Origin of the sequence: Streptomyces sp. NPDC015661, assembly GCF_043077765.1 — a bacterium.
Taxonomy (GTDB): domain Bacteria; phylum Actinomycetota; class Actinomycetes; order Streptomycetales; family Streptomycetaceae; genus Streptomyces.
The window spans coordinates 402,450-414,249 of record NZ_JBIBST010000004.1 but is presented as its reverse complement, the minus strand read 5'-3'; the positions used below and the strand labels follow the sequence as shown (position 1 = coordinate 414,249).

The window sequence follows — 11,800 nt, the reverse complement described above, 5'->3', positions numbered from 1 at the left end:
TTGGTTCGGTAACGGTGTGGCCCCCGCCGCACTGACCGGCCGCGGGTTCCGCCAGGATGTTCGGCAGACATAAACATCCTGTGAGGGGAACCTGTCGATGAGCTACAACCAGCCGGGTCCGTACGGCGGTCAGCAGCCCGGTCCTTACGGCCAGCCGGGCCCCTACGGCCAGCAGCCGCAGCAGCCGGGCCCGTACGGCCAGCCGCAGGCTCCGCAGCCCGGTTACGGATACCCCCAGCAGGCCCCGCAGGGCGTTCCGCCGCAGCAGCCGCCCTACGGCTACCCCCAGCAGCCCCAGCAGCCCGGCCCCTACGGCCAGCAGCCGCAGTACGGCGCGCCGCAGGGCCCCGGCGGCTACGTGCCCCACCCGCCGGCCCCGAAGAAGTCCAAGGCCGGCTGGATCATCGGCGCGGTCGCGGTCGTCGCGGCGATCGGCGTGGGCGCGTACTTCGTCATCGGCGGCGGTGGCGGCGGCTCGGTCGCGGACGACGGCCCGCACAAGCTGATCACGCCGGAGACGGTGCTCGGCGAGTACAAGAAGGCGCCGGACAAGGAGAACTCCTCCGACAAGGAGTCCCTGAAGGAGGCCGAGAAGAACGGCGTCAAGAACGCCAAGGAGGTTCAGGCCTCCTGGCAGGTGAAGGACCCGGCCAACCCGCTCGGGGGCAAGATGCTCTCCTTCAACGGCCTCTACGGCGAGATCGACGACCCCGAGAAGGTCGTCGACGCCATCTTCACCTACACGAAGACCGAGGCCGAGAAGGACAACGACAAGGACGCGCCCGAACTGGTCGGCAGCCCGCAGGCCTACGAGCCGGCCGACCTCGACGGCGCGATCCTGAAGTGCCAGCAGCTCAAGACCAAGGCCGACCCCTCCGCCAGCGTCCCCGCGATGACCATGACGATGTGCGTGTGGGCCGACCACAGCACGGTGGGCATGACCGTCCCGGTCGACATGGCCTCGCTGCTCACGGGCAAGGCCGGCTCCGCCGAGGACGCCGCCGCCACCACCGCCAAGCTCCGCAAGGAGATCCGCGTCAAGGCCTGATGCCCGGCCCGCACACGGAGAAGGGGCGCCCCGCCGGCCGGCGGGGCGCCCCTTCCATGTCCGTACGGCTCAGGCCGACTTCTCGTGCCTGCCGTCGTTCTTCACGATCCGCGGGACCAGCGTCGGGTTGACGTTGTTGCGGACGACGTCGGCCGTGATGACCACGCGGGCCACGTCCTTGCGGGACGGGACCTCGTACATGACCGACTGGAGGACCTCCTCCATGATGGCGCGCAGGCCGCGCGCGCCGGTGCCGCGGAGGATCGCCTGGTCGGCGATGGCCTCCAGGGCCGGGCGGTCGAAGTCCAGCTCCACACCGTCGAGTTCGAAGAGGCGCTGGTACTGCTTCACCAGCGCGTTGCGCGGCTCGACCAGGATCTGGAGGAGCGCCTCGCGGTCCAGGTTGTGGACGGAGGTGAGCACGGGGAGACGGCCGATGAACTCGGGGATCATCCCGAACTTCACCAGGTCCTCCGGCATGACCTCCTGGAACTGGTCACTCGCCTCGATCTCCCGCTTGGAGCGGATGGTCGCCCCGAAGCCGATGCCCTTGGCGCCCGCCCGCGACTCGATGATCTTCTCCAGGCCGGCGAAGGCGCCGCCCACGATGAAGAGCACGTTCGTCGTGTCGATCTGGATGAACTCCTGGTGCGGGTGCTTCCGGCCGCCCTGCGGGGGAACCGAGGCCGTCGTCCCTTCCAGGATCTTCAGGAGGGCCTGCTGCACGCCCTCGCCGCTCACGTCACGCGTGATCGACGGGTTTTCGCTCTTACGGGCGACCTTGTCGATCTCGTCGATGTAGATGATCCCGGTCTCGGCCTTCTTGACGTCGTAGTCGGCGGCCTGGATCAGCTTGAGCAGGATGTTCTCGACGTCCTCGCCGACATAGCCGGCCTCCGTCAACGCCGTCGCGTCCGCGATGGCGAACGGGACGTTGAGCATGCGGGCCAGGGTCTGGGCCAGGAGCGTCTTCCCGGAGCCCGTGGGACCCAGCAGCAGAATGTTGGACTTCGCCAGTTCGATGGCGTCGTCACGGCCCTGCGCGCCGCCGTTCTCGCCGGCCTGGACGCGCTTGTAATGGTTGTACACCGCGACCGAGAGGGCCTTCTTCGCGGGCTCCTGCCCGACGACGTACCCCTCGAGGAACTCGTAGATCTCGCGGGGCTTGGGGAGTTCCTCCCACCGCACCTCGCTCGTCTCCGCGAGTTCTTCCTCGATGATCTCGTTGCAGAGGTCGATGCACTCGTCGCAGATGTACACACCGGGTCCCGCGATGAGCTTCTTCACCTGCTTCTGGCTCTTTCCGCAGAACGAGCACTTGAGCAGATCGCCGCCATCACCGATGCGTGCCACGAGGTGCTTCCCCTTCGCCTGGGAGCGCTTGGTTCAGCGACTCCTGGTGCCTCATATTCGACGGTACCTTGCCGGGCCCCCCGTTCGGGCCCCCCTTGGCACGGTTCACATGGTCGCGATTCGGCCACACGGGCCGTCGGGGCCGCGCGAACCGTGCCGAGGGAAGGTCGGGCGTCAGCGCTCGGCGGAGGCCGTGCTCTTGCGGGTGGAGACGATCTGGTCGATCAGGCCGTACGCCAGGGCGTCCTCGGCCGTCAGGATCTTGTCGCGCTCGATGTCGTCGCGGATCTTCTCGATCGGCGTCGAGGAGTGCTTGGCCAGCATCTCTTCGAGCTGGCTGCGCATGCGCAGGATCTCGTTGGCCGCGATCTCCAGGTCGGAGAGCTGCTCACGGCCGGTGCCGCCGGAGGGCTGGTGGATCAGCACACGGGCGTTCGGCAGGGCCATCCGCTTGCCGGGGGTGCCGGCGGCGAGCAGCACGGCCGCGGCGGAGGCCGCCTGGCCCATGCAGACCGTCTGGATGTCGGGCTTCACGAACTGCATCGTGTCGTAGATGGCCGTGAGGGCGGTGAAGGAGCCGCCCGGGCTGTTGATGTAGATCGAGATGTCGCGGTCCGGGTCCATCGACTCCAGGCACAGGAGCTGCGCCATGACGTCGTTGGCGGAGGCGTCGTCGATCTGCACGCCGAGGAAGATCACGCGCTCCTCGAACAGCTTCGCGTACGGGTCGTACTCGCGGACGCCCTGCGAGGTGCGCTCGACGAAGCGCGGCACGACGTAGCGGTTGTCCATCGGCGCGCCGGTGTAGAGGCCGCTCGGGGAGAGGTTGTTCTGCATCTGGGTGTTCACCGTCCTGGTGGCGTTCGGCGGGGGGCTGGGGCTCTTCGGTGGGCTGCCGGCGCTCAGGCGCCCGTGCCGCCGCCGCCCGGAACACCCGCAGCGTGCGTGATGATGTCGTCGATGAGGCCGTACTCCTTGGCCTCGTCCGCGGTGAACCAGCGGTCGCGGTCGCCGTCGCGGATGATCGCCTCGACGGTCTGGCCGGAGTGCTGCGCGGTGATCTCGGCCATGCGCTGCTTGGTGCGCAGGAGGTACTGGGCCTGGATCTTGATGTCGGAGGCGGTGCCGCCGATGCCGGCGGATCCCTGGTGCATCAGGATGTCGGTGTTCGGCAGCGCGAAGCGCTTGCCGGGGGCACCGGCGGTGAGCAGGAACTGGCCCATGGAGGCCGCCATGCCCATACCGATGGTGACGACGTCGTTCGGGATGAACTGCATGGTGTCGTAGACCGCCATGCCGGCCGTCACCGAGCCGCCGGGGCTGTTGATGTACAGGAAGATGTCCTTCTCCGGCTCGGCGGCCAGGAGGAGCATCTGCGCGGTGATCTTGTTGGCGATCTCGTCGTCGACCTGCTGGCCGAGGAAGATGATCCGCTCGCCGAGCAGCCGGTTGTAGACATGGTCGCCGAGGCCGCCACCGATGGACGGCTCACCCGCGGCGTAAGGCTTCAGATTCGTCACGTATCCACCTGCTCGTCTCCGACGGCCCCAAGCCGTCTCAGCGTCTTGTTCTGAGGGCAGTGCCCTCGTATTCATGGACCCTAACGCGCAGGTCGGACAACGCCATCCCGGTTCCCGAACTGTTCGCTGGGAGCGCAAGGTAGTTGGGGGCGTGTAAGGGGGTCCCGGTACGTCCACGGGCCCGTACGCACAGGAGTGCGCACGGGCCCGTGGAGCAGGGTCCGCCGGGGGCGGGAGCCCTTACTTGTCCTCGGAGACCTCGGCCTCGCCGGTGACGGCCTCGACGGCCTCGGCGGCGGTCTCGACCTCGTCCTCGTCGTCGGAGAGGTCGACGACCTCGCCGTTGGTGTCGACGACCTTGGCGGCCTCGACGACGACCGCGAGGGCCTTGCCGCGGGCGACCTCGCCGACCAGCATCGGGACCTGGCCCTGCTGGGCGACGGCCTGGGCGAACTGGTCGGGGCTCATGCCGGAGGAGGCGGCACGGCGGAACAGGTGCTCGGTGAGCTCCTCGCGGGAGACGTCGAGCTTCTCCTTGTTGACGAGCTCATCGAGGATGAACTGCGTCTTGATGCCCTTCTCGGCCTGCTCCTTGGTCTCGGCCAGGAACTCTTCCTCGGTCTTGCCCTGGATCTCCAGGTACTTCGCGAGGTCGAGGCCCATCTGGCCGAGCTGGTGGTGCTCCAGGTTGTGCTTGCGGGTGTTGATCTCGTCCTCGAGAAGCTTCTCGGGCATCGGGACCTCGACCAGCTTGAGGAGCTCGTCGAGGACGCGCTCCTGGGCCTGGGTGGCCTGGTCGAACTGCTTCATGTTCTCGAGGCGCTTGCGGCTGTCGGCCTTGAGCTCGTCGAGGGTGTCGAACTCCGAGGCCATCTGCGCGAACTCGTCGTCGAGCTCGGGGAGCTCACGGGCGGCGACGGCGGTGACCTTGACGGTGACCTCCGCGTCCTTGCCCTCGGCGGAGCCGCCCTTCAGCTGCGAGGTGAAGGTGGCCTCGCCACCGGCCTCCAGGCCCTTGACGGCCTCGTCGATGCCGTCGAGCAGCTCGCCGGAGCCGATCGTGTACGAGACGTCGCCGGCGACACCGTCGGGCAGGACCTCGCCGTCGACCTTGGCCTCGAGGTCGATGGTGACGACGTCGCCCTCGGCGGCGGCGCGCTCGACGGTCTTCGTCGAGGCGAAGCGCTCGCGGAGCTGCTCCACGGACTTCTCGACGTCCTCGTCGGTGACCTCGACCGCGTCGACGGTGACCTCGATGCCGGAGTAGTCCGGGATCTCGATCGTCGGGCGGATGTCGACCTCGGCGGTGAAGGCCAGCAGCTCGCCGTCCTTCAGCTCGGTGATGTCGACCTCGGGCTGGCCGAGCGGGTTGACCTCGGCCTCGTTGACGGCCTCGGTGTAGAACTTCGGGAGCGCGTCGTTGACGGCCTCCTCCAGCACGGCGCCGCGGCCGAACCGCTGGTCGATCACGCGAGCCGGGATCTTGCCCTTACGGAAGCCCTTGACCGTGACCTGCTGGTTGATCTTCTTGTACGCCGCGTCGAGGCTGTCCTTGAGCTCCTCGAAGGGCACCTCGACAGTGAGCCGAACCCGGGTCGGGTTCAGGGTCTCCACGGCGCTCTTCACGGTTCGGTCTCCTTGTGGCTGATTCCTGGAATCCGCCGGGGCCGCGTGTGGCGGTTCCGGCGGGTCGGCCCGGTCAGAAAGACACACGGGCACGCAGCTTGCATAGTAACCGCAAGCGGGATGACGCCCACAACGTGATCAAGAACGCGCGAGGTGGACGCGTGATCGTCATGGTCGGGGTGGCGGGATTTGAACCCACGGCCTTCCGCTCCCAAAGCGGACGCGCTACCAAGCTGCGCCACACCCCGTCGGTGCGACACGTAGGGTACATGGACGGGGACTGTGCGGCGCCCCCTGATTTCGGGGTGTGCGCGAAAGGCCTCTGACCGGCTACCATGCTCCTCGTGCCGCGGTCCTCGTGACCTGCGGCGCGATGCTGTGCGGGTGTAGCTCAATGGTAGAGCACTAGTCTTCCAAACTAGCTACGCGGGTTCGATTCCCGTCACCCGCTCCACGCAGGTCGGGGCCGGTCCGGAGAAGCTTCTCCGGACCGGCCCCGCCTCGTTTCGGCCGCGTCTGACGTACTACCGCTTATTGCTGCGCACGCCGCCCGGGCGGATCGCTACGTTCCCCTCCACGATCAAGAGATCCGGGAGGGGAACGTCATGAGGGAGACGAGACGGCCGGCCGTGGTGGCCGCGCTGGCGCTGGCCTGCGCGGCCGGACTGCTGGGCGGCGGGACGGCGCAGGCGGCGGAGTTCCCGTACACACCGGCCGAGCCGACGCTCTGGCCGGGCGGGTGCGCGACGGCCGGCGAGCTGCCGTGGGTGGGGAACAACGACCTGAGCCTGTCCGTGAAGGCGGCGGGCCAGGGCGACGGGGCGCTGGTGACGACCCGCTTCCAGCTGTGGAAGCAGGGCGAGGAGGCGACTCCCGCGATCGAGGCGGCCGCCACAACGGTCCCGGGGTCGACGGCCTGGCTCCAGGTCCTGCGGGATCAGGTCCCGGAGGAGGGGCCCTACTGGTGGCATGCCCGGATCGAGGGCGCCGCCGGGGCCTCCGACTGGAGCGCGCCCTGCGGTTTCCGGACCGACCACACGGCGCCCGCCACCCCCTCGGTCACGTTCACGGACGCCGGGCAGTACCCGCAGGGGGCACCCCCCGGGGTCACCCGCACGGTGCGGTTCACCCTGCCGGCCGGGACCGAGGCGACGGGCTTCTGCTTCAACCCGGAGCGGGAGATCGGCGTGTCCGAGAGCGGCTGTGACAGCCAGTGGGTGCCGGTGGGGGCGGACGGGACCGCGACGGCCACCTTCGTCACGCCCGAGCGCTCCGGTCCCATGACGCTGTACGCACTGGCGGCCGACCGCGCCGGCAACATCTCCGCGACGGCGCGGGAGTCCTACTGGATCGCGTACCCCTTCGCCGAGCCCTTCGGCGACTACACCAGCGACGGCCGCGCCGATCTGCTCGGTGTCGGCGCGGACGGGAAGTTGACGCTGCGCGCCGGGCAGGAGGGTGGCGGTTTCGGCGCCCCTGCGGTCGCGGACGGCCGTGACTGGTCGGGCGCGGTGGTGCGGAGGGCGAGTTGGCTCACCCACCGGGACGGCCCCCAGTCGATGAACGACGTCCGCAACGACGTTGTTGTGCTCCGGGACGGGAAGCTGTCCGTGTACCCGGGCGACGGCGAGGGCGGTTTCGGCGCCCCCGTGGAGATCGACGGCTACGACTGGTCGGGCGTCACCGACGTCACATTCAACCGGGGCGAGAGCTCTCTGCTGCTGGCGAAGGAGGGTGACCGGCTGCTGCTCTTCGATCTGAGCACGTACGGACAGCCAAGGGTGATCGGTGAGCCGATCGTCCTCGCCTCGAGCGGCTGGGCCTCGAAGTCCATCCACTTCTCGGACGGCCCTGCCGAGTCCGGCATGCCCTTCTTCTGGGCGCGGGACGCCAAACGGGGAACGCTGGAGTACTTCCCTGTCGAGTACGGGACGACCGAGCCGTGGATGCTGGGGACGCCGACCACCGTCGCCGCGTCCGGCTGGACCGCGCGGCAGCACCCCTCCGTGGCCGTCGTCGGCGACCTGAACGGGGACGGGCGGAGTGATCTGGTGAGCGTCGACCGCTCGGGGGCGCTCCTGCTCCACCCGGCCGCCGAGGACGGCTCGCTGGCCGCTCCGGTGACGCTGCAGTCCTCGGGATGGAGCGGTGTCGCCTTCTTCTGAGGCGACGCACGACCGCCACGGCCCCTGCCGGGATCGGTGGGGGCCGTGGCCGGCTCAGAACTTTATGGACCCGACGGTCTGCGTTATCGAGTCGAGAAAGCGCTGGATGTCGTCGGCCATGCCGGTGGAGGCGAGGAAGAAGCCGAAGAGGACCGCGACCACGGCCGGGCCGCCCTTGAGGTTTCCCCCTCGGATCAGCACCACCAGGATGATTGCCAACAGCAACACCACAGACAGTGAAATGGCCACAACTGATCACACCCTCGGTCGGTCCCACCTTGCCCACCAGGGAGCCCCTGTCTCGGAACACCCCCCGCTGTCTCCATCGTGCCACCAACCCCCTTGCCCTCGCTGCCGGGTGACGAATCGTCGAGCACCGGCACCGGAAAGGGAGAGGATTGCCACACCCGTACAACCAGAGGTCGATTGCGGTGTTTTGAGGCTTTTGAACCGCGCTCCACTGGCACCTTTCGCCGTCGTTTGAGGCTATTTACACCCTTTGCGGCTCATGCTTTTCGGACAGCGGGCTCACAGCTACCGTCTCGCCAATGTCGTCCACCACTCACCCAGGAATCGTCGCTTCTCCCCTGCTGACCGCGCCCGCCCCCAGAGCCGGGCGGCGGCGTGACCCGTACTTCGACAACGCGAAGTACCTCGCCATCCTGCTCGTGGCCGTGGGGCACGTGCTCCCCGTGGTGGTGGAGGGCAGCCGGACGACCAGAACCCTGTACATGCTGGTGTACGCCTTCCACATGCCGGCCTTCGTCCTGATATCCGGCTACCTCTCGCGCAGCTACACCGGGCGGCCCGACCAGCTGCGGCGGCTGCTCACCGGGATCGTCGTGCCGTACCTCGTCTTCGAGGTCGCGTACACGCTGCTCATCCGCTGGGGCGCGCAGCCCGAACGGCCGTACAGCCTGCTCCACCCCTCGTACCTGATGTGGTTCCTGATCGCGCTGTTCGTCTGGCGGGTGACCGCCCCCTTCTGGTCGGTCGTCCGCTGGCCGGTGCCCGTGTCCATCGGGATCGGGGCGCTCGCGGCGATCACCCCCGGCCTCGACGGTGTCATCGGCATGCAGCGGGTGCTGCAGTTCCTGCCGTTCTTCGTGATCGGGCTCCGCATGCGGCCCGAGCACTTCCTGTTCCTGCGGCGGCGGCCGGTGCGGATCGTCGCCGCCCTGGTCTTCGCCGGCGCCCTGCCCTTCACCTACTGGGCCACCGCCAGCATCTACATGACCTGGTTCTACCGGACCGTGAGCGCCCAGGAGATGGGTGTGGCGTGGTGGCCCGGGCTCATCAGGGTCGGCGCCCTCTTCGTCTGCACGCTGATCCTCACCGCGGCCTTCCTCGCCCTGGTCCCCGCCCGCAAGCGCTGGTTCACCGTGCTGGGCTCCGGCACCATCTGCGGCTACCTGCTGCACGGACTCCTCATCCGGGCCGGGCAGTACTCGGGCTTCTTCGACCAGTACCCGTCGCTCGGCACGCCGGGCGGCCGGGTCCTCCTCGCCGTGACGACGCTCGCCGTGATGACGCTGCTGTGCACCCCGGTGGTGCACCGGATCATGAAGCCGGTGACGGAGCCGGAGCTGGCCTGGGCGTTCAGGAAGGACGGGAAAGCAGGAGAAGCGCCCGGTCGTCGTTGACGTCCTTGGCGACGGCCTCGATCAGGTGCCAGGCGACGCCCTCGAAGCCCTCGGCGACGCAGCGGTCGGCCTCGCCGGTGAGACGGTCGATGCCCTCGGCGATGTCCCGGTCCGCGGCCTCCACCAGGCCGTCGGTGAAGAGCATCAGGACGTCGCCGGGGCGCAGCGAGCCCTTGACCGGGTGGAACTCCGCCCCGTCGTAGACGCCGAGGAGGGGCCCGTCGGCGGCCTTCTCCTCCCAGCGGCCGCTGCCCGCGTGGAGCTGGAGGGCGGGCAGGTGGCCGGCGGAGAACAGTTCGTAGTCGCCGGACTCCAGGTCGAGGACGAGATGGATCGAGGTGGCGAAGCCCTCGTCCCAGTTCTGGCGGAGGAGGTAGCCGTTGGCCGCCGGGAGGAAGCCGTGCGGCGGGAGCGAGCCGAGCAGACCGCCGAACGCGCCGGAGAGCAGCAGGGAGCGGGAGGCGGCGTCCATGCCCTTGCCGGAGACGTCGGTGAGGACGACTTCCAGGGTGCGTCCGCCGTGGGTGCGGGCGGCGACGACGAAGTCGCCCGAGAAGGACTGGCCGCCGGCCGGGCGCAGCGCCATCTCGCGGTGCCAGCCCTGCGGGAGCCGGGGCAGGGCGCTCTGGACGCGGATGCGCTCGCGCAGGTCGAAGAGCATGGTGCCGCCGCGCCGCCAGGGCACGCCGACCCTGGCCCGGAACTGGGCGATGAGCAGCCCGAAGAGTCCGCAGGCGGCGACGACCAGGACGGTGCCGGGGGTGACCCTGGCCGGGCCCTGGGTGTACGGGCCGAGGACGACGGACTCGACGATGAGGGCGCCGGCGGCCGCCGCGTACAGACCGAGCAGGCTGGCGGGGCGCAGCAGCAGGCCGCCGGCCACGATGGGCAGGACGAGCGCGGCGGGTGCGCACCAGACGGGGTTGAGGAGGGTCCCGCACGCGATGGCGGGGATCATCAGGAGGAGTCCGGCGAAGGCGAGCCAGTCGGCGCCATCGCCGCGGAAGTAGTCGACGGCGGATCTGCGCAGCGCGACGCGGGCCCGGCGCACGCGCCTGCGTGTCCGGGCCGCGTACGTGTTCACTCCGGCGCGCTGTCCCATTGGCCTGGACCCTATCCATCCCGTCGGACATCGTGCAGGGGTACCCCGGTGACAATGTGCGTGAAATCGGGTCGCCCCGGGCGCGCGCCGCTGATATCGATGGCATATGACGACTGAACTGCGGGTTCTCGACCCGTCGGAGTGGGACCGCTGGTACGGGGTGCTGGAGCTCGCGTTCGGCGGTGTGCCGGAGGCACCGGAGGAGCGGCAGCTGTGGCGCGACCTGACCGAGTTCGACCGTTTCCTGGGTGCCTGGGACGGTGACGTGTGCGTGGGTACGGCGGGGGCGTTCAGCTTCCGGCTCACGGTGCCGGGCGGCGCGTCGGTCCCGGCGGGCGGCGTGACGATGGTGAGCGTGGCGGGGACGCACCGGCGGCGCGGGATCCTGACCTCGATGATGCGGCGGCAGCTGGAGGACGTACGGAGCTGGGGCGAGCCGCTGGCGGTCCTGACGGCCTCGGAGCCGGAGATCTACGGGCGGTTCGGTTACGGCGTCGGTGCGTACTCGGTCCACGCCGCCATCGATACGAACCGGGTGCGGCTCACGGGGCCGGACGGCGTGGACGGGGTCACCCTGCGCCGGGCCGACCTGGCGGAGTCCGCGGCGGCCTGCGAGGCGGTGTACGCGGAGCTCGTGCCGGCGCGGCCCGGCATGCTCGCGCGGCAGCCGCAGTGGGAGCGGCTGCCGCTGCTCGACCCGCCGGGCCAGCGGGAGGGTTCGTCGCCGCGGCTGTGCGTGCTCGCGGAGCGGGGCGGGGAGGTCGTGGGCTTCGCGCACTACGCGATCAAGCCGGACTGGTCCTACGCGGGGGCCGAGGGGTCGGTGGCCGTGCATCAGCTGATGGGTCTGGACCCGGTGGCCGAGGCGGCGCTGTGGCGGTTCCTCTGCTCGGTGGACCTGACCTCGTCGGTACGGTTCCGCAGCCGGCCCGTGGACGACGGCTGGCAGCACCTGGTGAGCGACGTGCGGCGGTGCGAGCCGACGCTGCGGGACGCGCTGCACGTGCGGCTCGTGGAGGTGGGCGCGGCGCTTGAGGCGCGGACGTATCAGGCGCCGGTGGACGTGGTGTTCGAGGTCGCGGACGCGTTCTGTCCCTGGAACGAGGGGCGGTGGCGCTTGACGGGGGACACGAAGGGGGCGGTCTGTCTCCGGACGTCCGATCCCGCGGACCTCGCGCTGTCCGTGCGGGAGCTGGGAGCGGCGTACCTGGGCGGGACCTCGTTGGTGTCGCTGGCCTCGGCCGGGCGGGTGCGGGAGCTTCGGGAAGGGGCGCTCGTCGAGGCGTCGGTGGCCTTCGGGTCGCCTGTCGCACCGTGGCTGCCGCACGGGTTCTAGGGGACGG

At 69.7% G+C, this 11,800-nt stretch carries 10 protein-coding genes and 2 tRNA genes; 5 read left to right on the top strand and 7 right to left on the bottom strand.

The features are described 5' to 3' along the window. The first annotated feature begins 97 nt into the window (after window positions 1-97). On the top strand, window positions 98-1,048 hold the full coding sequence (locus ACF07V_RS13740; protein ID WP_392153950.1) for a hypothetical protein: 951 nt from the start codon (window positions 98-100) through the stop codon (window positions 1,046-1,048). Between the two features lie 69 nt (window positions 1,049-1,117). Here the strand turns inward: ACF07V_RS13740 and clpX are convergent, their stop codons facing one another. From clpX to ACF07V_RS13715, 5 genes are all read right to left on the bottom strand, one after another. Further along, a complete protein-coding gene (clpX, locus tag ACF07V_RS13735; RefSeq protein WP_015033605.1) occupies window positions 1,118-2,401 on the bottom strand; it encodes an ATP-dependent Clp protease ATP-binding subunit ClpX in 1,284 nt (427 codons plus the stop codon). Between the two features lie 174 nt (window positions 2,402-2,575). After that, window positions 2,576-3,238 carry an ATP-dependent Clp protease proteolytic subunit gene (locus tag ACF07V_RS13730; protein WP_030684990.1) on the bottom strand — a complete coding sequence of 221 codons (663 nt, stop codon included), beginning with the start codon at window positions 3,236-3,238 and terminating at the stop codon, window positions 2,576-2,578. Between the two features lie 65 nt (window positions 3,239-3,303). After that, the gene (locus ACF07V_RS13725; protein WP_376594040.1) at window positions 3,304-3,921 is read right to left on the bottom strand and encodes an ATP-dependent Clp protease proteolytic subunit; all 618 of its coding nucleotides are present in this window, start codon (window positions 3,919-3,921) and stop codon (window positions 3,304-3,306) included. A gap of 240 nt (window positions 3,922-4,161) precedes the next feature. Continuing rightward, window positions 4,162-5,547, bottom strand: coding sequence for a trigger factor (gene tig, locus ACF07V_RS13720; protein WP_392153948.1), 1,386 nt, complete (start codon window positions 5,545-5,547; stop codon window positions 4,162-4,164). A 171-nt stretch (window positions 5,548-5,718) separates the two neighbouring features. Next, window positions 5,719-5,795, bottom strand: a tRNA-Pro gene (locus ACF07V_RS13715). Between the two features lie 132 nt (window positions 5,796-5,927). On the opposite strand from ACF07V_RS13715, the gene ACF07V_RS13710 reads away from it, so the two are divergent. Together ACF07V_RS13710 and ACF07V_RS13705 are read left to right on the top strand one after the other, a co-directional pair. Next, window positions 5,928-6,001 (top strand) — tRNA-Gly (locus ACF07V_RS13710). 151 nt (window positions 6,002-6,152) lie between these two features. Then, on the top strand, window positions 6,153-7,712 hold the full coding sequence (locus ACF07V_RS13705) for a hypothetical protein (protein WP_392153946.1): 1,560 nt from the start codon (window positions 6,153-6,155) through the stop codon (window positions 7,710-7,712). A gap of 54 nt (window positions 7,713-7,766) precedes the next feature. On the opposite strand, the gene ACF07V_RS13700 is transcribed toward ACF07V_RS13705, so the two are convergent. Continuing rightward, window positions 7,767-7,961 (bottom strand): hypothetical protein, encoded by a 195-nt coding sequence (locus ACF07V_RS13700; protein ID WP_030684996.1) that lies wholly within the window; start codon window positions 7,959-7,961, stop codon window positions 7,767-7,769. Between the two features lie 299 nt (window positions 7,962-8,260). Here ACF07V_RS13700 and ACF07V_RS13695 point away from each other — a divergent pair, with 299 nt between their 5' ends. Then, window positions 8,261-9,355, top strand: coding sequence for an acyltransferase family protein (locus ACF07V_RS13695; RefSeq protein ID WP_392153944.1), 1,095 nt, complete (start codon window positions 8,261-8,263; stop codon window positions 9,353-9,355). On the opposite strand, the gene ACF07V_RS13690 is transcribed toward ACF07V_RS13695, so the two are convergent. Beyond that, window positions 9,312-10,457 (bottom strand): PP2C family protein-serine/threonine phosphatase, encoded by a 1,146-nt coding sequence (locus tag ACF07V_RS13690; protein WP_392153943.1) that lies wholly within the window; start codon window positions 10,455-10,457, stop codon window positions 9,312-9,314. The genes ACF07V_RS13695 and ACF07V_RS13690 overlap by 44 nt on opposite strands. A 106-nt stretch (window positions 10,458-10,563) precedes the next feature. Here ACF07V_RS13690 and ACF07V_RS13685 point away from each other — a divergent pair, with 106 nt between their 5' ends. Next, on the top strand, window positions 10,564-11,793 hold the full coding sequence (locus ACF07V_RS13685) for a GNAT family N-acetyltransferase (RefSeq protein ID WP_392153941.1): 1,230 nt from the start codon (window positions 10,564-10,566) through the stop codon (window positions 11,791-11,793). Window positions 11,794-11,800 lie beyond the last annotated feature (7 nt).